The organism is Gemmatimonadaceae bacterium (assembly GCA_020851035.1).
Lineage (GTDB): Bacteria > Gemmatimonadota > Gemmatimonadetes > Gemmatimonadales > Gemmatimonadaceae > JACMLX01.
Genome location: JADZDM010000014.1, coordinates 1 through 21,140, shown reverse-complemented (window position 1 = coordinate 21,140; position 21,140 = coordinate 1). Strand labels below are relative to the sequence as shown.

Below are 21,140 nucleotides of genomic sequence, written 5' to 3'. Positions count from 1 at the left end.
GACGATCGGGCGCGCGGTGCGGGCGCCCTGTGGAGTCCTGCCGCATGGCCGTCCCCGTCCGTTCCGCCTCCGCCGCCCCGGCGGCACTCGACGATTCCGGCAGCTTCGTCGCCCGGCACATCGGCCCCTCGTCCGACGAGGTCGCTTCGATGCTCGGGACCCTGGGGTACGCCACCCTCGACGCGCTGATCGACGCGACGATCCCGGCGTCGATCCGCTTCCGTCGCGGCCTCGCCCTGCCACCGGCCGAGAGCGAGTACGACGCCCTGACGCGGCTGAAGGGCATCGCCGCGAAGAACGAGGTCTTCACGAGCTACCTGGGGCAGGGGTACTACGGCACCATCGTGCCGGCGGTGATCCAGCGCACGGTGCTCGAGAACCCGGGCTGGTACACGGCCTACACGCCGTACCAGGCCGAGATCGCGCAGGGGCGTCTCGAGGCGCTGCTGAACTTCCAGACGATGGTGACCGACCTCACCGGCCTGCCGATCGCGAACGCGTCGCTGCTGGACGAGGCGACGTCGGCGGCCGAGGCGGTTGCGCTGTCGCATGCCGCGGTGAGCGGTGAGCGCACGCACTTCTTCGTCACGGCCGACTGCCACCCGCAGACCATCGCGGTGGTGCAGACGCGCGCCGAGGCGCGCGGGTGGACGGTGGTGACCGGGGACGCGCAGTCGTTCGAGTTCACGCCGCAGTACTTCGGCGCGCTGATCCAGTACCCGACGACCGATGGGGCGGTGGTGGACTACACCGCCTTCTGCGAACGGGCGCACGCGGCCGGCGCGCTGGTGACGGCGGCGACCGACCTGATGGCGCTGGCGCTGCTCACGCCCCCGGGCGAATGGGGTGCCGACATCGCCGTCGGCAGCGCCCAGCGTTTCGGCGTGCCGATGGGATACGGCGGCCCGCATGCCGCGTTCTTCGCCACCCGTGACGAGTTCAAGCGCCTGTTGCCGGGCCGCATCATCGGCGTCAGCCGCGACAGCCACGGCCAGCCGGCGCTGCGCATGGCGCTGCAGACGCGCGAGCAGCACATCCGCCGCGAGAAGGCGACCAGCAACGTCTGCACGGCGCAGGTGCTGCTGTCGGTGATGGCGAGCATGTACGGGGTGTACCACGGGCCGGCCGGCATCACGCGCATCGCGCGCCGCATCCAGCGCCTGACCGCGACCTTCGTGGCCGGCCTGGAGACGCTGGGCCTGCAGGTCCTGCACGAGCACTACTTCGACACCGTGCGGGTGGAGGTCGGGGTGCACGGCGTGCAGGACATCATGGCAGCGGCAGCGGCGCACCGGGTGAACCTGCGGCAGCTCAGTGAAGGGTCACTGGGCGTGTCGCTGGACGAGACCACGTCGCTGGCCGACGTCGCGACGCTGCTGGCGATCTTCAGCGGCATGAAGGCGACGGAGCTCGACATCGACGTGACCGAGCTCGCCGCGGCCACCACGCCACGCTACGATGAGCGCTTCGCGCGCACGTCGCCGTTCATGACGCACCCGGTGTTCAACACGCACCACAGCGAGACCGCGATGCTGCGCTACATCAAGCAGCTCGAGGCGAAGGACCTCTCGCTCTGCCACTCGATGATCGCGCTCGGCAGCTGCACGATGAAGCTGAACGCCGCCACCGAGATGTACCCGGTGACCTGGGCGGAATTCGGCAACCTGCACCCGTTCGCCCCGCGGGCGCAGGCGGCGGGCTACGCGCAGATGTTCACCGAGCTCGAGGCGGCGCTGGCCGACATCACCGGCTTCGCGGCGGTGTCGCTGCAGCCGAACGCGGGCTCGCAGGGCGAGTATGCCGGCCTGCTCACGATCCGCCGCTACCACCAGGCCCAGGGCAACGGCCATCGCACGATCTGCCTGATCCCCGCCAGTGCACACGGCACCAACCCGGCCAGTGCCGCGATGTGCGGCATGACGATCGTGCCGGTGAAGACCGCACCGAACGGCAACATCGACGTGGACGACCTGAAGGCGAAGGCGGCGGAGCATGCGGCCAACCTCGCGTGCCTGATGGTGACCTATCCCAGCACGCACGGCGTGTTCGAGGAGTCGATCGCCGACATCTGCGCCACCATCCATGCACACGGCGGCCAGGTGTACATGGACGGCGCGAACATGAACGCGATGGTGGGCGTCTGCCGCCCGGGTGACATCGGCGCCGACGTCTGCCACCTGAACCTGCACAAGACGTTCTGCATCCCGCACGGCGGCGGCGGCCCGGGCATGGGGCCGATCGGCGTGGCCGCGCACCTCGCGCCGCACCTGCCGGGGCACGCGCCCGCCGGCCTCGGCACCGAGGCCAGTGCCGGCGCGGTGAGCGCGGCGCCGTACGGCAGCGCCAGCATCCTCCCCATCAGCTACCTCTACATCCGCATGATGGGCGCCGAGGGACTGGCCTACGCCACCAAGGTCGCGATCCTGAACGCGAACTACGTCGCGAAGCGGCTGGCGCACGCCTACCCGGTGCTCTACCAGGGCCCGAACGGCACCGTCGCGCACGAGTGCATCGTGGACCCGCGCCCGCTGAAGGCCAGCGCCGGCATCGAGGTGGAGGACATCACCAAGCGGCTGATGGACTACGGCTTCCACGCCCCGACGGTGAGCTTCCCGGTGGCGGGTACGCTGATGATCGAGCCCACCGAGAGCGAGGACAAGGCGGAGCTGGACCGCTTCTGCGACGCAATGCTCTCGATCCGCGAGGAGATCGCGCAGGTGGAGCGCGGCGAGCTGCCGCGTGACGACAACCCGCTGAAGCATGCGCCGCACACCGCCAGCGCGGTAATCAGCGATGCCTGGACGCACGCCTATCCGCGGGAGCAGGCCGCGTTCCCGACCCCGCACGTGCGGGCCGCGAAGTTCTGGCCCACGGTGGGGCGCATCGAGAGCGCGTTCGGCGACCGCAACCTGGTCTGCACCTGCCCGCCGATGGAGGCGTACGCCGAGGCCTGAGCGCCCGTGCGGCACGGGACGACGAAGCCCGCCGGCGCTGGTGCGCCGGCGGGCTTCGTGACGTCATGGCGCCGGCACCGGCCGGCCCGGGATCAGCCCACGATCGCCTTGTAGGCGTCGGCCGAGAGCAGGCCTGCCCGCGCGGCCTTGTCGGCCATGCGGAGCTTGATCATCCAGCCGTCGCCGAACGGGTCGGTGTTCACCAGCGCCGGCTCGCTGTCCAGGCGTGCGTTCACCTCGACCACCTCGCCGGCCAGCGGCGAGTACAGCTCGCTGACGGCCTTCACCGCCTCGATGGTGCCGAACACGGCGTGCTCGGCGAACGTGGCACCGACCTTCGGGAGGTCGAGGTAGACGATGTCGCCGAGTTCCCCCTGGGCGAAGTCGGTGATGCCGATGGTCACGATGTCGGCATCGGCGTCGCCGGCGACATACTCGTGATCCTTGGTGTACTGGAGACCGGCGGGAATCTGCGACACTGAAAGCTCCGAAAGGCGGTGAGAAGTGACGCCGGCTAGTCTAGGCCGCGCACTGGGTGGTGGCAACCGCGGCCCACGCCTGCAGCCGCTGCCAGGCCGCGTGCAGCCGTGCATGCAGCGCAGCGCGATCACCGTCGTTGTCCACCACCAGGTCGGCCCGCCCGCGCTTGAGCGTGGCCGGGAGCTGCGCGGCCACGCGGGCTGCGGCATGGGCGGGGGAGAGGCCGCGATCGGTGACGAGCCGGGCGATGCGCACGGGCGCCGGCGCGTCGACCAGCAGGATGCGTGGAAACTGCCAGGCCAGCCGGGCCTCGAAGAGCAGCGGGATGTCGCAGACCACGATGCCGGCGCCGGCGGCGCGCGCGGCCACCACCGCCCGCTGGCGCGACGCCTCCACCGCCGGGTGCACGATCGCCTCGAGCGCCGCACGGGCAGCCGGGTCGCCGAACACCAGCGCGCCGAGCCGGCCGCGATCGAGCGAGCCATCCTCGTGCAGCATCCCCGCGCCGAAGCGCGCCACGACCGCCGCGAGCGCCGCCGTGCCGGGCAACACCGCCTCGCGCGCGGCGACGTCGCTGTCCACGAGCACCGCGCCACGCGCGGCGAGGAAGGCGGCCGCGCTGCTCTTGCCCGAGGCGATGTTGCCGGTGAGCCCGACGAGCAGCGTCACGGCGCCGATCCGTCCTCGCCGTCGTCGGCCGGCACCGCCTCGCCGGACGCCGACTCCTGCGCCGCGGCAAGGGCGAGCGCCGTCCGTGCCGCCTCGAGGGCGGCCGAGGGCACCATCAGGGAGACGCCCATCGCCGTGAAGCCCTGGAAGCCGGCGCCGAACAGGCCGACGGAGTCGTTGCTGCGCACGATGGCCGGGATCCCCGAAGCATCGAGGATGGCGACGGCGATGCTGGCCTCGAGCTCGTTGCCGAACTGGCGGCAGGACACCCAGTGAGAGCCGGATGGGGAGAGGTGCACGACACGGTGGGTGCGGGAAGCGGCGGTGTGCCTGCCCGAACGTACCGGACGGATGCCGGCGCCGCAGCCGGGCCGGCGCGTCCGGCGGCGCTCCGGTGCGACGACCGGAACAAGGTTGCCCCGTCCTCATGTGTTCGTCTGCAGCCTGAACGACCCGTTTGCTTCCACCCGGAGCCACGCCCTTGCCCGTACCACGCGCCGAGCCACGCCGCGGCCAGTCCTTCGTGGGACTGCTGCTGGTGTTGCTGGTCCTCACGCTGCTGACGGCCTTCGCCGCGCCGCGCGTGGACCTGTCGCGTTTCCGGTCGGATGCGATTGCCCGGCAGGCCGTGAGCGTGTTCGCGTCGGCCGCCCGCACCGCCCGCCAGCGCCGCACGGACGTCGTGGTGCGCGTGGACTCGGCGCGCCGCCGGCTGGGCACGCTCGAGGATCGGAACGGCAACGGCGGGCCGGATGGCGGGGAGCGGGAGGTCTGGACCGACCTCGATCCGACGGCCGAGCTGCGCGATCCGCCGGTTCGGCTGCCGCTGCCGGCGGCCCGCGGTGCCGGTGCCGAGACGGAGTCGGCCGCGGGCCGGGTGGCGTTTCATCCCGCGGGCGGGGCCAGCGCCGACCTGGTCCTGTACCTGACGAGTGATCCCGCGCAACCGAGCGCCTGGCGGGCGGTGCAGGTGAGCCGCCGGACCGGGGGGGTACAGCTCTGGCGCTTCGACGGGGCGCGGTGGACCCGGGGCCGCACCTGACCTGACCCCCGGGACCGGGGGGTACCGACCTGGACTGTTACGCCGGCTCCGCAGCCTCGTCTCTGGCTGTGGAACTCCTCACCTCGTAGCCCCGGGCAGGTCCAGATGCGGATGTCGCGACGAAGCGGCTTCTCAATGATCGAGCTGGTCACGACGCTGATCATCATGGGTGTGGTCGCCCTGATGGCGGTGCCGAAGATCGACCTCAGTCGGATGCGCAGTGATGCCGGACTGCGCCAGATGATGACGGTGTTCGTGCAGGCGCAGCGCACCGCGCTGACGAAGCAGTACAACGTGATCGTGAGCGTGGACGTGTCGACCGGCCGGCTGCGCGTGGTGGAGGACAAGAACAACTCGAACGTCTTCGACACCGGCGACCGGTCGTACTGGGTGGCGCTCGACCAGGGGGTGAAGTTCACCACCTCGCCGGCGGCACTCGATGGCCTGTCGGGGACCACGGCCTTCGCCAAGCCGAAGGTGCTCGACGGGTATCCGTCGCTGATCTTCCGTCGCAATGGCGCCGCGAGCTCCGACGCCGCGTTCTTCATCTCGGCCCGTCCGAGCGATGCGGGCGCATCGCGGGCGGTCTACGTGACGCAGAGTACCGGCCGAGCCGACGGCTACAAGTACTCCTCAACCGGCTGGATCCGGGCGGGCATCTGATGACGACGACCTCACCTGTCGCGGTCATCGCGCCGCGCCTGTCGAACCGGAAGGGCTTCACGCTGGTGGAAGTGGTGGTGGCGGCGGTGATCCTGACCGCCGCGCTGCTGGCGATGGCCGGCTTCACGGTCAAGTACCAGCAGACCGACTCGTACGCGCGCATGACGGCGCGTGCCCAGGAGCTGGCGAACCAGCGCCTGGAGGCGGTGCGCACGGCCACCCCGTACGCGTCGCTCGACACGATGGTCTCGAGCGAGTCCGCCCTGCCCGGTTCCCCGGGCTTCTCGCGCACCACCCAGGTCACGCGGGTGGGTGGGACGCCGACGGACACCGTGGACTACAAGATCGTGACGGTCCGGGTCCAGCTCCCCGGTGCCCGTGCGACCATCTCCAAGACATCCTTCGTCGGAGCGTTCTGATGCCACAGCCATTCGTCCACGCGATGCCGCGCGCGCGAACGCTGCGAGCCGGCTTCACCACCCTCGAGCTGCTCATCGCGATCTCGGTGACGCTGGTGCTGATCGCACTGGCGGCACCGTTGTACCAGGCCCAGACGGCGGCGGTCAACCGCACCTCCGGGCGCACGGACGCCACCCGGTCGGCGACCTTCGCCATCGATGCGATCGAGCAGGACATGCGCAACACGGGGGTCGGCGTGTTCGACGGCCAGCCGCTGATGGTCCGCGGGGCGGTGAACGCCGTGTCCTTCAACGCCAACATGGTCACGGCCCGCTCCAACGACCTGGTGGCGGTGTTCTACGACCCGGACGCTGACAGCACCGCGCTCGGCTCGCTCAACACCGGCACGGCGATCACGCTGCCGAACTCGGCCAGCACCTACCCGACGGCATCGTACGTGAGCAACGCCGAGACGATCAACTACTACGTGGTCAGTGACACCGGCGCCTCGCCGATTCCCGGCGGGCAGAAGGTGGTGCTGTACCGCAAGGTGAACCGGCAGTCGCCCGAGGTGATCGCACGCAACCTGGTGCAGACCACCGGGCTGCCGGTGTTCCGCTACTACAAGCGCAACCTGTCTGGCGTGCTGACACAGGTGGCGGCGGGCTCGCTGCCGATGTTCCACAGCGTGTCGAAGCACGGCGCGGCCGCCGACACCGGCAGCGCGGCGCTGATCGACTCGATCGCGGTGGTGAAGATCGCACTGATCGCCACCTACACCGACTCGAAGGGCGGCACCATCATCGACACCGTGACGCGCGACATCCGGATCGCGAACCAGGGGCTGCTGCAGCGCGCGCAGTGCGGCGAGAGCCCGCTGGCCGCGGGCGCGCCGGCGCTGACGATCGTGACGCTGTCCGGCCTGCCGGCCGTGAAGCTGGTGTGGAATGCCAGCACCGACGAGCTGGCGGGCGAGCGCGACGTGGAGATGTACGCCGTCTACCGGCGCCTGGCCGGCGCGGTGGACTGGGGTGAGCCGCTGACCAACGTGCCCGGGGCGGGCATGTCGTCGCTGCAGTACATCGACAACACCGTCGCGTCCGGGACGATCTACGAGTACGCGATCTCCGCCCTCGACTGCACCCCAGCGCCCTCGGCGCTCACTTCCGCCATCCAAATCACGGTGCCCTGATGCGACTCTCCACCCGACTTCCGGTGTCCGGCGCGACGACGCGACCGGCGGATCGCCGAGGGATGGCGATCATCATCACTCTCATCCTGACGGTGGCGCTCGGTGCGCTGGCGCTGTCGGCGGTGTACCTCGCCAGCGGCACCAAGCTGGCGACCGGGCTCTCGAACCGCGCCGCCGACCTGCAGTACGCGGCCGATGCGGCGCTGCAGATGGGCAAGAGCTACATCAACGCCGACCCCGACGCGATGCCGGAGTCCGGCTACCGCGAGATCACGTTCAATGGTGGCGTGCTGAAGGACGCCTCGGGCAACGTGATCCCGGGCGTGCAGGTCAGGGTGTGGGCCGGGCCGACCGGTGCCACCACCGGCCAGTTCGGCGCGTTCGGTTCCGTGATCGCGCAGGCCACCGACCAGACCGGCGCGAAGGTCGTGCGCCGGCTCGAGCTGGCGCAGGAGAACTTCGCCCGCTTCGCCTACTGGTCGAACCGCGAGAACCGCGGCAGTGGCCCGATCTGGTTCGGCAGCGGTGACGTGCTGTTCGGCCCGACCTGGTCCAACGACACGATCCGCATCACCAGCAAGGCGGCGCTGCCGTGGGCGGCCCAGTTCCGCGACGTGGTGGGCACCGCGAAGATGATCATCCAGCCCGACCAGGCCGACTTCTGGAAGGGCTACACGGAGCACTCGATCCCGATCCCGATGCCCACGCCGGCGGCGCTGAGCAACATGGCGACGTACGCCGCCAGCGGCCGGCTGAATTTCGTGGCCCCGTCCAACGGCGACGAGACCACGGTCCGGATGCGCATCGAGTTCGTGAACATCGACCTCGACAACGATGGCAGCTCCACCGATCCGCAGGACGGCTTCATCCGCGTCTACACGACCAACAGCGGCTCGTCGCAGTCCATTGCGTGGATCCGCGGCGACCAGGAGCTGTTCTCCACCGACCTGGTGACCCGCAAGGGCCTCTGCGGCGAGTGGATCAACGTGCCCGGCTTCGGTGACCGCTTCTTCACCGCCAATGCACACGAGCAGACCGCCGTGCGCACCTGGCTGCTGGGGCGGTTCCAGGCGGCGCTGGGCGCAGTGGCCGGCACCAACATGGTGAACAGCCTGAACTTCAAGACGACGCCGCTGAACTCCGCCGAGACGCGCTCCATCCTGTCGCGCAGCGGTGCGCTGCTGGCCGGCAACCGGTCGCAGTGTTTCCTGGGCGGTGCGCCGGAGCTCAACTTCGCGGAGCTGGCACCGGCCTCGTACGGTGGCACCAGCACGAACGTGGGGCCGAACTCCACCTTCGATCCCGCCGATGCCTACGGCACCTGGCGCCTGTACGGTGGCGCGGTCGACCCGCGCCTGCTGCTGCGCGCCCCGAACCAGGCCGCCTACCTCTTCCCGCTGCACCGCTCGGTGAACCCGGGCGCCCGCGGCGTGATCAACGTCTCCGGCACCGTCGGCCTGAGCGGGCTGCTGGTGGGTCGCGTGACGCTGCACACCACCGGCACGGCCGTGGTGCTCGACGACCTGCGCTACGGCACCAACCCGGCGACCACCGGGCGCTGCGTGGACGTGCTGGGCATCCTGTCCGACAAGGACGTGGTGGTGGCGGACAACATGCTGAACAACCAGACCGACGCCGACGTGACGGCCGCCACCAGCTTCCGCCTGCTCGACGACAGCAAGGACCTCACGCTCCACAGCGTGGTGATGGCGATGGACATGTCGTTCCGCGTGCAGAACCACGACGAGGGCCAGGTGACCGGCAACCCGTGCAACGGCACGGAACGCGGGCGGGGCTGCCTCGCGCTGCTGGGCGGCCTGATCCAGGAAGCCCGCGGCGCGGTGGGCACCTTCACCGCCACCAACGGCACCGGGTTCATCAAGCAGTACACTTACGACCGCTGTGCGAACCTGCGGCCACCGCCGTACTTCCCCACCACCGGGCGGTACCTCGACAACCGGTACATGGAGATCGACCCCGTCGGCTTCAGCATCGCGACGCTCTTCGACCGGCTCACGCCCGACGACTGATCGCCGGCCGCCACGGACACACGAACGCCCCGCCGGGACTCCGGCGGGGCGTTCGTGTGTCCGGGCGCCGCGGCGGCGCGACTACAGCAGCGGCACCTGCACGTCGTCGTCCAGCAGCACGCGGTGACAGGCGCGGCAGCGCGCCTCGTACGACTGCGCCGCACCGACCATGATCGTCGGCGAGTCCCAGCGGGCGGGCTTGCCGTCGATCAGCCGCTGGTTGCGGCTGGCGGGATTGCCGCACAGCACGCAGATCGCGTGCAGCTTGGTCACCTGCTCGGCCACCGCCATGAGCTGCGGCATGGCGCCGAACGGCTCACCGCGGAAGTCGGTGTCGATGCCGGCGAGGATCACGCGCCGCCCGCGCACGGCCAGGGCCGTGGCGAGCGCGATGATGCCGGCATCGAGGAACTGCACCTCGTCCACGGCCACCACCTGCGCCATGGGGTCGAGCTGGTGTGCGAGCTGGCTCGCCGAGTCCACGGGAATCGCCTCCAGGTCACGGCCGTCGTGACTGGAGACGTTGTACAACCCCGTGTAGCGATCGTCGAGATGGCTCTTGAACACCTGGACACGCTTGCGGGCGATGGTCGCCCGCCGCACGCGTCGCATCAACTCCTCACTCTTGCCGCTGAACATCACGCCGGCGATCACCTCGATCCACCCGCCGGAGGACGTCACGAAGCCGTCGCTCACCGCAGTCAGTCCTCCGTGCGTGACGGCTTGCGCGCATTGCGCAGGCGCTCGGCACGCTCCGCGAAGTCGTTGCCTTCGGTGCGCGGGCCGGACGGGGCGTCGCCGCGGTCGCGGGTGAAGCCGCGGCTGGTCGGGGCGCCCGCGTCACGCGGGGCACGGCTGAAGCCACCACCGGCAGGCCGCGCCGGACGCTCGTCACGGCTGAAGCCTCCGCTGCGGGGCGGGCGGGCCGGCCGGTCGTCACGCGAGAACCCACCCTCGCGCGGCGGACGGGAGGGACGGTCGTCGCGGCTGAACGGACGGGCCGGGCGGTCGTCACGCGAGAAGCCGCCCTCACGCGGCGGCCGTGCAGGACGGTCGTCGCGGCTGAACGGGCGCGCCGGACGCTCGTCGCGCGAGAAGCCTCCCTCACGCGGCGGACGCGCGGGACGATCATCGCGCGAGAACGACGGCCGGGCCGGCCGGTCACCGGCGTCGCGGCGCGGATAGCCGCTGCGCTCGCGGGGCGCATCACCCTCGTCGCGGCGGAAGGACGGACGCGCCGGACGATCGCCACGATCGCGCGAGAAGCCGCCGCTGCTGCGGCCTGCCCCAGGGCGATCACCGCCGCGGCCGGCCGGCGCGCTGCGCGTGGTGCGCATCGGGCCGACACGATCGATGCGGGCGATCACCTGCCGGTTGCGCATGGTGGTGCCGTTCATCGCGGCCACGATCTGCTCGGCGTGTGCACCCGAGACCTCGACCAGCGTGTGGCTGTCACGGAGGTCGATGCTGCCGACGACGCTGCGATCGAGGCCGGTCTCACCGGTGATCGCGCCGACGAACGACGAGGCGGTCGCGCCGTCATCGTTGCCGATGTTGAGCCACAGCACCACGAACTCGTGCGGGGTGCCGTCCGCGGCGATCGGCGACGGTGCGGCGGGTGCCGTCGGCGCCGGGGCTGCCATCGGTGCCGGTGCCGTCATCGGGGCGGCGCCGGCGTCCTGCGCGGCCGTCGCTGCCAGGGCACGCTTCACGTCCTTCGGCTGCGCGGTGGTGACACCGATGCGCAGGGCCTTCGCCGTCTCACGCTCGCGCTCCAGCAGGCGCAGCGCCGCCGCGGCCACTTCCATGGCGTCGTGTTCGTCCAGCAGCGGCTCGAGCGCGGCGAGCTCGCGGGCGCTCACGCCCTCGGCGAGGATCTTCCGCAGCTCACCCATGCGGGCGCCGTCGCGGCCCACGGCATGGGCCATGGTGTCGGGGAGGATGAAGAAGGTGAGCGACCCGCCGGCGAGCAGGGCGCGCAGGTGCGGCACCTGGCGCGGCGTGACGAGCACGATCACCTGCACCGGGGCACCACCGATGGCGGCGTCGAGTGCGGCGCGGGAGGCCGGCACGTCGTAGAGCACGCGCAGCACGCTGTGCGCGGTGACCGGGCCGGCGGTGGCCTGCACGTCACCCTGCGCGGCGTCGTATCCCAGCGCGCGGAGAGCGGAACCCGCCTCGGCGAGCTGCGCCGGCTCGGCCGCGACGACCACCGCCGACGGTGCATTGACGGCATCCAGCACACGCCGGAGCGTGGCCGGCCGCGTGGCGGCACTGGTCAGCACGTAGTGCACACTGACCGGGGCGCTGCCCTCGGCCATCACGTCGTCACCCACGCGGCGGGGGCGCTTCATGTAGGCCTTCGCGAACGCCGTCACGGCATCGGTCTCGCCGGCCATGGTGAGCGTGCGCGCGATGTCCTTCGGCAGCTCGGTCATGAGCGTCGTGATCGACGGCTCGTCGGCGAGGGCGAGGGTGAGGTCGGCCTGCAGCACGAGGAGCTGCGTGACCCCCTCGAGCTTGAGCAGGCCGCTCGGCAGCAGCGCCGCCAGGTCGGCGGGCGCCCCGACGATCGCCGCGGGCTTGCCGGCCAGCAGGCGGGCGCCGCGAGTGGCGGAGGTCATGGGCACCAGCACCGGCGCGGCATCGCCGGCGGGCAGGACGGCCTGCGCCACGGCGAGCGCGGTATCGGCGTCGGGCACGAGGATGACGAGATGCACCCCAGCCGATCCGGCGGGCAGCCGCTCGAGGGCGGGCTGGACGAGCGAGACCATCGCCGCCACGGTGGGCGGGGCGGTGAGGACCACCTGCTGGTTGCGGGTGACCTTCGGGGCGGACGGGGCGGCGTTATCGGCCTTGGGCACAAGGGCCTCGGAGTTGTTGCGGGAAGACGTGAGGAAGCCGGCGGGCCACTCACGGGCGCGCGGGATCGGACGCTGGGATGTCAAACATCGAACTGCGCTGACCCGCGTGGCGCGCGCACGCACTGCGTCGCACATCCCGGCCGCGGGTGCTCCGTTGCCGCCTGACCACGGCGGATTAGCATACGGAAGCCAATCAAGGTACCCAGAAACCGCCCGCCGCCCAAACGCCGCATGCCTGCCGAGTTCGTCCCGTCCCCGAACATCGCCCAGCTTCGCCCCTCGGCGACGATCGCCGTCTCGACGCGGGCCAAGGCGCTGAAGGCGCAGGGCCGCCAGATCATCGACCTGGGGGTGGGGGAGCCGGACTTCGACACCCCGGACTTCGTGAAGGCCGGCGCCGCCCGCGCCGTGGCCGCCGGACACACCAAGTACACCGCCACCGAGGGCATCCTGCCGCTGCGCGAGGCCATCGCCAGCCACGCCGCCGACCGCTGGGCCGGCGCGGTGGCCGATGCGCCCACCGCCGCCGACGTGGTGGTCAGCAACGGCAGCAAGCAGACGCTCTTCAACGCCTGCTTCACGCTCTTCGGCGCCGGTGACGAGGTGCTGATCCCCACGCCGGCCTGGACGAGCTACGTGGAGATCGTGGCCCTCGCCAGGGCGACGCCGGTGGCCGTGATGGGGAATCCGGCCAACGGCTTCCAGGTGACGGTCGCCGATCTCGAGGCGGCGGCCACGCCGCGCACCCGCGGCCTGATGCTGAACTCGCCGAGCAACCCCACCGGCGCCACCTGGGATGCCGCCGTCCTGCGCGACATCCTGGCGCTGGCGCGCGCGCGCGGCTGGTGGGTGCTGAGCGACGAGATCTACCGGCGCATCTCCTACGAGGTGCCGGCGGTGAGTGCGCTGGAGCTCGTGACGGACCGTTCGAACCTGGTGATCGTGGACGGGGTCGCGAAGTCGTACGCGATGACGGGGTGGCGCATCGGCTGGGCGGTGGCGCCGCGGGCCGTCGCGAAGGCGATGACAGACCTGCAGAGCCACACCACGTCGAACGCCGCCACGCCCAGCCAGTACGCCGCCCTCACGGCGCTCACGGAGCGTGACGCCGCCGAGGAGAGCATCACCGCGATGGTGCGCGCCTTCCGCGCGCGGCGCGATGCGGCGATGGTGATCCTGGACGAGGCGGGGGCGCCACCCTACATCCACCCCTCCGGCGCCTTCTACTTCTACCTCGACGTGAGTGCGATCAGCGGCGGCGGTGATGACGCCGGCACCGTGTTCGCGGCGAAGATGCTCGAGGAACACGGCGTGGCGATCGTGCCCGGCACCGCGTTCGGCACACCGGGCTGGGTGCGCCTCAGCTACGCGGCGGCCGAAGCCGACGTGCTGGAGGCAGTGCGGCGCATCTGTGAAACGTACCGGTCCCTCACGCGGGTGTCCGCATGATCACGACCATCGTGCTGATCCAGGCGGAACCCGCCAGCATCCCGGCCACGGCCACGAAACTGGCCGAGATCCGCGGTGTGGCCGAGGTGTACTCGGTGAGCGGGGCGTGGGACCTGGTGGCGATCGTGCGCGTGCCGGAGCTGGACGACATCGCGCGGGTGGTGACCGAGGAGTTCATCACGGTGCCGGGCATCGTGCGCACGCAGACGCTCACCGCCTTCCGCGCCTACTCGAAGCGGGATCTCGAGCAGGCGTGGGACCTCGGCGTGGAGTGAGCACGTCGGCACCGCCTGCCGGCCGTGCCGTGGAGGTGGCGCGCAGCGTGCTGCGCGCATCACTCGGCGATCGGGTCCGCCTCGCCGGCCCGGATCGCCTCGAGGCCCTGGCGCAGGACAACACGCCGCTCGTGCAGCAGGCCAACGTGGAACCCGTGGGCGGCGTGCTCCGCGTGCTGGACGTGGAGGCACCGGTCGTGGCGGCGTTCGAGGGGTTCCTGGACGGCATCCAGCGCAGCGCCACGGTGGCCTACCTCGACGGCGTGCCCCTGCTGCACGGCACCGCGGCGGCGGCCATCCGCGAGCGCGACTTCGAGGGGCGCATGGCCACCTGGCTCCGGCCGGCCGTGGATCACGCGGTGTACGGGTCGCGGGCACTCATCGGCGACGCCACGTGGGCGGCGCTCTGTGACATCCTCGACACGCGCGGCCACCTGCTGCGCGACACCGACGACGACCTCCCGGTGCCGTCCCGCCATCCGTCCGCACTGCTGCGGCAGGCGCTCGACGGCCTCTCGCGCGTGCGCAACGACCTGGAACGTGACATGGGCGAGGCCTGGTGCAGTGCGCACCCGTCCCGCGCGCTGTACGTGGACGGCTCGCTGCGGTCGAGCCGCGCGATGTTGCGCAGCACCGGCGTGGTGGGCGTGGTGAAGAGCCATGCCACGCTCTACCTCCCCGATGATGCCCTGCCGCTGGTGACGTCCCTCGCGTCCGGCCAGCGCACCTCCTGCATCACCGCATTCGGCGGCGACGGGAACCCGCACTTCCTCACGTGGTACCTGCGCCTGCGCAGCGCCAGCGGGCACGATCCCTTCTTCGGGCTGGTCCGGGTCGAGACCGGGGCACGCGAGATGGATGCCGCCGCCGCCGAGGGGCACGCCGATCGCGTGAGTCGCTGGCTGCTGGCGGAGCGCGCACCACTGGCGCGCCCGGATTCGCGCTGGGACGTGATGCCGTACGCCATCCGTGACTGCGAAGTGTACCTCCGTGCGGTGGCCTGACGTTCGATCCCCGTTTCACCGAGCCGTATCGTGCGAGATGATGTCCGACATGATTGACCTGCCTGCAGACGACACCCGCCGCCCGCTGGGCCGTGTGGTGGCCACCGAGCGCCGCCCGAGCACGCCGCACGAGTTCCACTTCTGGACGGCGCTGGACGCGAATGTCGGCATCGGCACCATCGTGCGCGTGGACGGCAGCCTGGCGGTGAACGGCCACGTGCCGCAGGTGTTCGGCGTGGTGATGGAGGGGCAGGGCTGGACCGACATGCTCTCGCCGCTGGACGACGTGCTCGGCCGCGACGGGCAACCCGACGGCGGCCTGGTGGCGACGCAGCGCACCGAGATCCGGCTTTACACCGCCAGCGTGCTGCGCCACATGCCCGACGAGCCGCTGCAGCCGGTGCCGATGGGCACCGTCTGGCTGGCGGACGACGCGGATGTCGCGCTGGCACTGCGGATGGACAGCTACCTCGCCTCCGACCACCGCACCGCGATCCCGGTGGGGCTGTACCGCAGCGGTGGCACCGAGAGCCCGGTGTACCTCGACGCCGACTTCCTGCTCGGCCCCGAGGCCGCGCACCTGAACATCACCGGCGTGAGCGGGCTGGCGACGAAGACGAGTGCCGTGGAGTGGCTGCTGCAGTCGATCTTCCAGCACTTCCCGGCGGAGAAGGGCTCGGTGGCGGCGGTCTGCTTCAACGTGAAGGGCCCCGACCTGCTCTACCTCGACCAGCCGGCCACGCTCGCGCCGGACGACCTGGCGATGTACGAGAAACTCGGCGTGCCGGCCGCACCGTTCGCGAACGTGCAATACTACGCCCCCTACGACGCGGCCTTGCGCGGACTGGCGACCATCCGGAGCAACGAGGCGCTGCTGCACAACGTGCAGCCGCTCACGTGGGGATTGCGCGAGGTGCTGCAGTATGCCGGCGTGCTGCTGGACCGCGAGGACATCGACGCCAAGGCCGATGCGCTGATCGACTTCATCACCGACCGCGTGGTGGGCCAGAAGTTCAGCGACCCGCTGATCGGCGGCGAGATGGTGGTGCAGACCTTCGCCGACCTGGATGCGTGGTTCCGCACGCTGCTGGACGGGCTGGAACGCAAGGACGCGCAGACGTGGCGCACGCACCACGTGGCCACCGTGCGCAAGGTGCGCAACCGCCTCGTGAACCTGGCCACGCGCTGTGCCGGCCTGGTGACGGACGGTGCCGACGTGAGCGACCTGCCGTTCGGCACCTTCGCGGATCGTTCGGTGCACGTGATCGACGTCGCGAACCTGGAGGAGGATGCGCAGGGGCTGATCTTCGCGCGCGTCGTCAGCAAGCTGCGCGAGCACCTCGAGCGCCGCGACCTGGGGGTGAACCACGTGGTGGTGTTCGTGGACGAGTTGAACAAGTACGCGCCCGGTGACGGGCCCGAGACCTACGTGCGCCGGATGCTGCTCGACATCGCCGAGCGGGGCCGCTACCTGGGGATGGTGCTCTTCTCGGCCCAGCAGTTCCGCAGCCAGGTGCACAAGCGGGTGGTGGGGAATGCCGGCACGGCGCTCTACGGGCGGATGGATGGCGACGAACTGGCCACACCGGGGTATGCGGTGCTGAGTCCGGCCGTCCGGACGAAGTTGTCCACCCTCGACAAGGGGCAGTTGATGGTCCGGCACCCCCATTTCTCGCAGCCCGTCTTCGTGCGGTTCCCGCGACCCAGCGTGCTCACCGGTCGCGCCGGGGTGGAGCGGTTCCCGGCGGCGCCGGTGGAGGAGTTCGACGCCGCGATGCTGCGCCGGCTGCGGCGCCTGGAGGGTGGGCTGACGCTGGACTGGCTGCGCAGTGCCACTGCGCTGGTGGACGAGGCGGACGTGCTGCGTGCGGTGCGTGCCACCGAGCGGGAACAGCCGCGGGATGTCCGAACGTATTTCACGGCGCAGTTCCGGCGGCAGGTGGCCCCCCGTCCGCTGGGTGTGCCGCAGCCGCTCGTCCAGCCCCTCGCCCTGCCCGGTGGTGATGATCCGTACGGTTTCTGACGTGTGGCGCGGTGCCGCGCTGGTGCTGCTGGCGTGTGGATCGCTGCAGGCGCAGCGGGCGCGCGCGGCGGCCCCGCGGGCGCCCGCCGACCTGCGGGTGATGCTGGTGCTGCGGCCCTATCCCGGCGAGATGATCCGCCAGCGTGTGGAGCACGACGTGGACGAGCAGGGCACCATCGCGCTGGCGGGTGGTGATTCCACGGTGCGTGTGAGCACGCGCACGATGGTGGTGCTGCGGTCGCGGGTGGACGCGGTGGACTCGCTGGGGGCGGTGGTCACGTCGCTGGTGGAGAGCGTGACCGTGCGGGCCACCGGCGGCAAGGAGGAGAGCCGGCGGGCGCGGATCGCGAGCGGGATGGCGCTGCAGGGGCGCACGCTGCGGATGAAGGTGGCGCCGGATGGTGAGTTGATCGTGCTGGACGATGCGTCGGTGCAGACCGCGGCCACGATCGCGACGCTGGCGGCGCTGGTGGACCGGGTGCCGGCGGCGCTGCCCGTGACGCCGGTGCGGGCGCGGGAGCGCTGGACGCGGCACATGGCGCTGGCCGGCGCGCCGGGCGACGGCATCGATGTGCAATTCACGCTCGACTCGCTGACGCACTTCGGCGACTTCGCGTGGGTGTCGGTGCGCGGGCTGATGAAGGACGTGGCGGTGGATGCGGGGGCGAGCGTGACCGGGTGGGTGCTGCTGGACCGTCGGCGGGGGTGGATCACGCGGTCGCGGATGCTGATGACGATGCGGGCGGTGATGGTCGGTCAGGGGGGGATGCCGCCGATGCGGTTCGTGATGCGGGTGGAGCAGCGGGTGGGGGAGGTGGGGGGGGAGCGGTAGGTGGATGCCGGCACGGTGCCCTGCCGGCAACGTGGACGACGGGCATTCGGGACAGTGAGAGACGAAGGCGGATGGTGACGTCATGAACGGTGTGCCGCGTATCGCGGCCCGGGGGGCTCCGGGCGTCGCGCGGTCTGGGTCTGGAACCGTCGACCTCACGCACCGCATCGAGCATGTCGGAAACCGCCGAATCAGATCAGCTCCTCGTGCCGGCGAGGATGGTGAACGAGTATGTCTACTGCCCGCGTCTGGCGTACCTGGAATGGGTGCAGGGCGAGTGGTCGGACAACCTCGACACGATCGAGGGGCGCTGGGTGCACCGGCGTGTCGATGTGCCGACGCCGCGCCAGGTGCCGGATGGCTCCGACACACCTGAGCCCGCGCACGAGCTCACGGCCCGTTCGGTCCTGCTCTCGTCCGAGGTCGACGGTCTGATCGCGCGGGTCGACCTGCTGGAGATGTCCGGACGCCTCGCCACTCCGGTGGAGTACAAGAAGGGTGCGCCGCCCGACAACGCGGCCCGCGCGTACGATCCGGAGCGCGTGCAGCTGGCAGTGCAGGCGATGATCCTGCGTGCCAACGGCTACCACGTGGAGCGTGGTGTGCTGTACTTCGCCGAGGTGAAGGAGCGGGTCGACGTGCCGATCGACGATGCGCTCGTGAGCTTGGCCACTGACGCGATCCGGGGCGTCCAGGCGATGGCGTCGTCCGGCCGCTGCCCGGCGCCGCTGGTGGACAGCCCGAAGTGCACCCGGTGCTCGTTGAACGGAATCTGCCTGCTGGATGAGACCAATCTGCTCGCGGGTCGGGGTGACGCCACCACCGTGCGCCGTCTGGTGGCGCCGCGGCCGGTGGCACGACCATTGTACGTGCAGGAACAGGGCAGCGTGGTGAAGAAGGTCGGTGACACCCTCGTGGTGACAGCCCCGGATGCGGACCCGGTCAAGGTGTTGTCGAAGGACATCTCCGCCGTGGTCCTGCATGGCAACATCCAGGTCACCACCCAGGCGATCCGCGCGCTGATGGAGGATGAAACGCCGGTGATGTTCCACTCCTTCGGCGGCTGGTTCGTGGGACAGGCGGGCGCGGGGATCGGGCACCGGAACGTATCGGTCCGGATGGCGCAGCACCGTGCGCTCGGCACACCACTGCAGGGTCGGATCGCGGCGGCGCTGGTGGCGGGCAAGGTGCAGAACCAGCGCACCCTGCTGCGGCGCAATCTTCCGGTGGCCGACCATGCGGTGACGGGACGACTGGCTCAACTCGCGCGTCAGTCACGGACGGTGGCGGATCGCGACACGCTGCTGGGCATGGAAGGCTACGCCGCACGGACTTACTTCGCGGCCTTTCCGGCGCTGTTCCGCGAACGGGGTGCGTGGGCGGGTGCGCAGTTCCGGGCCAACGGGCGCAACCGGCGTCCACCGCTTGACCCGGTGAACGCGGTGTTGAGTTTCTTGTACTCGCACCTGGTGCGGGAGTGCACCTCGGCCGCGCTGCAGGCCGGATTCGACCCGTACGTGGGCATCCTGCACGAGCCGCACCACGGCCGTGCATCGCTGGCGCTCGACCTGATGGAAGAGTTCCGGCCGCTGGTGGCCGATTCCGTGTGCATCACTCTGTTCAATCAGGGTGAACTCGAGCCGTCGGCCTTCCACGCCCGCGCGCGCGGGGTGATGCTGACGCCGAAGGGTCGCCGGGTCGTGCTGGCGGGATTCGAGCGCCGGCTGGAGCAGTTCATCATGCATCCCGTCTTCGGCTATCAGGTGAGTTACCGCCGGCTGTTCGACCTGCAGGCGCGCATGTTGCGGGCGGTGTTGCTGGCCGAGACGGCGGCGTACCGGCCGTTCACGACACGCTGAGGCGGAGGGACGATGCGGCATCGCTGGCTGATCGCGTACGACGTGAGCGAGGCGAAGCGGCTGCGCCGGATGCACCGATTGCTCGACGGGTATGGCGATGGCGTGCAGTATTCGGTGTTCATCTGCGACCTCACGGACGTGGAGTTGCAGTTGCTCCGGGAACAGGTGTTACAGGTGATGCATCAGGCCGAGGATCGCGTGATGTTCGTGGATCTCGGTCCGATGAGCGGTCGCGCGCCGCATGCGGTGAGTTTCGTGGGGCGCGAGGGGATCAGCCTGCGTGACAAGCCAGGGGCGGTGATCATCTGAGGTGCGAGCGGTGGGGTGCTTCAGGTTTCGCCCGGGCCGCTCGCGTGCGCCAAGTCATTGCGTGGCAGCACGTTGGCGGCGGTAGTGTGGTCGTGGCGCCCGGCGCGCGGTTCCGTTGGGTGGCTTCCTGGGTACCCGCTCGCAGGGGCGCTTGTAAGCTGTTGCAGGGAAGTAGTTTGGGATATGTAGGGTTTCCGCTCAGGTCAACGAGCGGCTCCATTGAAGCAGCACGACCGCACACCGGTTGCCGGCGGACGTGGGCACCGTTTCCGCTCAGGTCAACGAGCGGCTCCATTGAAGCCCGACGCGATCGCCACGCGGCTTCAGCTCGGCCAGGATGTTTCCGCTCAGGTCAACGAGCGGCTCCATTGAAGCTTTCGGCTCGAATCAGGGCATCCCGCTCCTCGTGGCGTTTCCGCTCAGGTCAACGAGCGGCTCCATTGAAGCACGTCGCACAGCGTGCCCAGCTCATCCCACTGCGATTCGTTTCCGCTCAGGTCAACGAGCGGCTCCATTGAAGCGTGAGCGAGAAGTAGGTGTTTTCCATGCCGGTGCCGGTTTCCGCTCAGGTCAACGAGCGGCTCCATTGAAGCGTGTAGATCGCGAGGATCTGCGCGGCAGTCGGGCCAGTTTCCGCTCAGGTCAACGAGCGGCTCCATTGAAGCTGCTGCACCGTGAGGAGACGCCCCTCCTGCCGCGCGCGTTTCCGCTCAGGTCAACGAGCGGCTCCATTGAAGCACCATCGCCTCGGCGGTGAGGATCGCGTTTGGCGCCCGTTTCCGCTCAGGTCAACGAGCGGCTCCATTGAAGCGTGATCGGCCCATTCGCCGCATTGGCGAGCGCGCCCGGTTTCCGCTCAGGTCAACGAGCGGCTCCATTGAAGCTGGCGGAGGCGCTGGCTGATGCCGAACTCGATGCTCAGGTTTCCGCTCAGGTCAACGAGCGGCTCCATTGAAGCCGCAGTTGCGCGACTGTCAGCGCCGGGGTCAGGCTCGTTTCCGCTCAGGTCAACGAGCGGCTCCATTGAAGCCGCAGTTGCGCGACTGTCAGCGCCGGGGTCAGGCTCGTTTCCGCTCAGGTCAACGAGCGGCTCCAT

The 21,140-nt window shown here is 70.5% G+C and carries 18 protein-coding genes and 1 CRISPR repeat array; of the genes, 13 read left to right on the top strand and 5 right to left on the bottom strand.

Annotation, left to right across the window (positions count from 1 at the left end):
- The first annotated feature begins 44 nt into the window (after window positions 1-44).
- On the top strand, window positions 45-2,954 hold the full coding sequence (gene gcvP, locus IT355_10770; protein ID MCC7053740.1) for an aminomethyl-transferring glycine dehydrogenase: 2,910 nt from the start codon (window positions 45-47) through the stop codon (window positions 2,952-2,954).
- Between the two features lie 92 nt (window positions 2,955-3,046).
- Here gcvP and gcvH read toward each other — a convergent pair whose 3' ends face one another.
- From gcvH to IT355_10755, 3 genes are read right to left on the bottom strand one after another with little or no spacing between them, the layout of a single operon-like run.
- Window positions 3,047-3,433, bottom strand: a complete 387-nt coding sequence (gcvH, locus tag IT355_10765) for a glycine cleavage system protein GcvH (GenBank protein MCC7053739.1) — start codon at window positions 3,431-3,433, stop codon at window positions 3,047-3,049.
- Window positions 3,434-3,473: 40 nt separating this feature from the next.
- Complete coding sequence (locus tag IT355_10760) at window positions 3,474-4,103, bottom strand: dephospho-CoA kinase (protein ID MCC7053738.1); 630 nt, start codon at window positions 4,101-4,103, stop codon at window positions 3,474-3,476.
- On the bottom strand, window positions 4,100-4,402 hold the full coding sequence (locus IT355_10755; protein ID MCC7053737.1) for a DUF2007 domain-containing protein: 303 nt from the start codon (window positions 4,400-4,402) through the stop codon (window positions 4,100-4,102). The genes IT355_10760 and IT355_10755 overlap by 4 nt, the downstream gene beginning before the upstream one ends.
- Before the next feature lie 182 nt (window positions 4,403-4,584).
- On the opposite strand from IT355_10755, the gene IT355_10750 reads away from it, so the two are divergent.
- From IT355_10750 to IT355_10730, 5 genes are all read left to right on the top strand, one after another.
- Entirely contained in the window at window positions 4,585-5,145 is a 561-nt protein-coding gene (locus IT355_10750; protein MCC7053736.1) for a hypothetical protein, read from the top strand.
- A 111-nt stretch (window positions 5,146-5,256) separates the two neighbouring features.
- Window positions 5,257-5,808 (top strand): type II secretion system protein, encoded by a 552-nt coding sequence (locus IT355_10745; GenBank protein ID MCC7053735.1) that lies wholly within the window; start codon window positions 5,257-5,259, stop codon window positions 5,806-5,808.
- Window positions 5,808-6,227: a prepilin-type N-terminal cleavage/methylation domain-containing protein gene (locus tag IT355_10740; GenBank protein MCC7053734.1), complete on the top strand. Its 420-nt coding sequence runs from the start codon at window positions 5,808-5,810 to the stop codon at window positions 6,225-6,227. The genes IT355_10745 and IT355_10740 overlap by 1 nt, the downstream gene beginning before the upstream one ends.
- Window positions 6,227-7,399 carry a type II secretion system protein gene (locus IT355_10735; protein ID MCC7053733.1) on the top strand — a complete coding sequence of 391 codons (1,173 nt, stop codon included), beginning with the start codon at window positions 6,227-6,229 and terminating at the stop codon, window positions 7,397-7,399. Before IT355_10740 ends, IT355_10735 begins: the two co-directional genes overlap by 1 nt.
- On the top strand, window positions 7,399-9,429 hold the full coding sequence (locus tag IT355_10730; GenBank protein ID MCC7053732.1) for a hypothetical protein: 2,031 nt from the start codon (window positions 7,399-7,401) through the stop codon (window positions 9,427-9,429). Before IT355_10735 ends, IT355_10730 begins: the two co-directional genes overlap by 1 nt.
- 81 nt (window positions 9,430-9,510) lie before the next feature.
- On the opposite strand, the gene IT355_10725 is transcribed toward IT355_10730, so the two are convergent.
- Together IT355_10725 and IT355_10720 are read right to left on the bottom strand one after the other, a co-directional pair.
- The gene (locus IT355_10725) at window positions 9,511-10,125 is read right to left on the bottom strand and encodes a thymidine kinase (protein MCC7053731.1); all 615 of its coding nucleotides are present in this window, start codon (window positions 10,123-10,125) and stop codon (window positions 9,511-9,513) included.
- Between the two features lie 5 nt (window positions 10,126-10,130).
- The gene (locus IT355_10720; protein ID MCC7053730.1) at window positions 10,131-12,293 is read right to left on the bottom strand and encodes a DbpA RNA binding domain-containing protein; all 2,163 of its coding nucleotides are present in this window, start codon (window positions 12,291-12,293) and stop codon (window positions 10,131-10,133) included.
- A 231-nt stretch (window positions 12,294-12,524) separates the two neighbouring features.
- Here IT355_10720 and IT355_10715 point away from each other — a divergent pair, with 231 nt between their 5' ends.
- The 7 genes from IT355_10715 (at window position 12,525) to cas2 (ending at window position 20,044) form a co-directional block, all read left to right on the top strand.
- The gene (locus IT355_10715; GenBank protein MCC7053729.1) at window positions 12,525-13,742 is read left to right on the top strand and encodes a pyridoxal phosphate-dependent aminotransferase; all 1,218 of its coding nucleotides are present in this window, start codon (window positions 12,525-12,527) and stop codon (window positions 13,740-13,742) included.
- A complete protein-coding gene (locus IT355_10710) occupies window positions 13,739-14,017 on the top strand; it encodes an Lrp/AsnC ligand binding domain-containing protein (GenBank protein MCC7053728.1) in 279 nt (92 codons plus the stop codon). Before IT355_10715 ends, IT355_10710 begins: the two co-directional genes overlap by 4 nt.
- Entirely contained in the window at window positions 14,014-15,021 is a 1,008-nt protein-coding gene (locus IT355_10705; protein ID MCC7053727.1) for a hypothetical protein, read from the top strand. Before IT355_10710 ends, IT355_10705 begins: the two co-directional genes overlap by 4 nt.
- A 49-nt stretch (window positions 15,022-15,070) precedes the next feature.
- Window positions 15,071-17,044, top strand: coding sequence for an ATP-binding protein (locus IT355_10700; protein MCC7053726.1), 1,974 nt, complete (start codon window positions 15,071-15,073; stop codon window positions 17,042-17,044).
- Window positions 17,025-17,876 carry a hypothetical protein gene (locus IT355_10695; GenBank protein MCC7053725.1) on the top strand — a complete coding sequence of 284 codons (852 nt, stop codon included), beginning with the start codon at window positions 17,025-17,027 and terminating at the stop codon, window positions 17,874-17,876. The genes IT355_10700 and IT355_10695 overlap by 20 nt, the downstream gene beginning before the upstream one ends.
- Before the next feature lie 173 nt (window positions 17,877-18,049).
- The gene (gene cas1, locus IT355_10690; protein MCC7053724.1) at window positions 18,050-19,735 is read left to right on the top strand and encodes a CRISPR-associated endonuclease Cas1; all 1,686 of its coding nucleotides are present in this window, start codon (window positions 18,050-18,052) and stop codon (window positions 19,733-19,735) included.
- Window positions 19,736-19,747: 12 nt separating this feature from the next.
- Window positions 19,748-20,044 (top strand): CRISPR-associated endonuclease Cas2, encoded by a 297-nt coding sequence (cas2, locus tag IT355_10685; GenBank protein ID MCC7053723.1) that lies wholly within the window; start codon window positions 19,748-19,750, stop codon window positions 20,042-20,044.
- Between the two features lie 190 nt (window positions 20,045-20,234).
- Window positions 20,235-21,074: direct repeats of the CRISPR family, unit length 36 nt; unit sequence GTTTCCGCTCAGGTCAACGAGCGGCTCCATTGAAGC.
- Between the last annotated feature and the right edge of the window lie 66 nt (window positions 21,075-21,140).

Bases quoted from the DNA above. Each gene is read 5' to 3' on its own strand.
- IT355_10730 (MCC7053732.1), top strand. From the start codon at position 7,399: ATGCGACTCTCCACCCGACTTCCGGTGTCCGGCGCGACGACGCGACCG.
- gcvP (MCC7053740.1), top strand. From the start codon at position 45: ATGGCCGTCCCCGTCCGTTCCGCCTCCGCCGCCCCGGCGGCACTCGAC.
- IT355_10695 (MCC7053725.1), top strand. From the start codon at position 17,025: ATGATCCGTACGGTTTCTGACGTGTGGCGCGGTGCCGCGCTGGTGCTG.
- cas2 (MCC7053723.1), top strand. From the start codon at position 19,748: ATGCGGCATCGCTGGCTGATCGCGTACGACGTGAGCGAGGCGAAGCGG.
- IT355_10740 (MCC7053734.1), top strand. From the start codon at position 5,808: ATGACGACGACCTCACCTGTCGCGGTCATCGCGCCGCGCCTGTCGAAC.
- IT355_10710 (MCC7053728.1), top strand. From the start codon at position 13,739: ATGATCACGACCATCGTGCTGATCCAGGCGGAACCCGCCAGCATCCCG.
- IT355_10700 (MCC7053726.1), top strand. From the start codon at position 15,071: ATGATTGACCTGCCTGCAGACGACACCCGCCGCCCGCTGGGCCGTGTG.
- IT355_10735 (MCC7053733.1), top strand. From the start codon at position 6,227: ATGCCACAGCCATTCGTCCACGCGATGCCGCGCGCGCGAACGCTGCGA.
- IT355_10715 (MCC7053729.1), top strand. From the start codon at position 12,525: ATGCCTGCCGAGTTCGTCCCGTCCCCGAACATCGCCCAGCTTCGCCCC.
- cas1 (MCC7053724.1), top strand. From the start codon at position 18,050: ATGTCGGAAACCGCCGAATCAGATCAGCTCCTCGTGCCGGCGAGGATG.
- IT355_10745 (MCC7053735.1), top strand. From the start codon at position 5,257: ATGTCGCGACGAAGCGGCTTCTCAATGATCGAGCTGGTCACGACGCTG.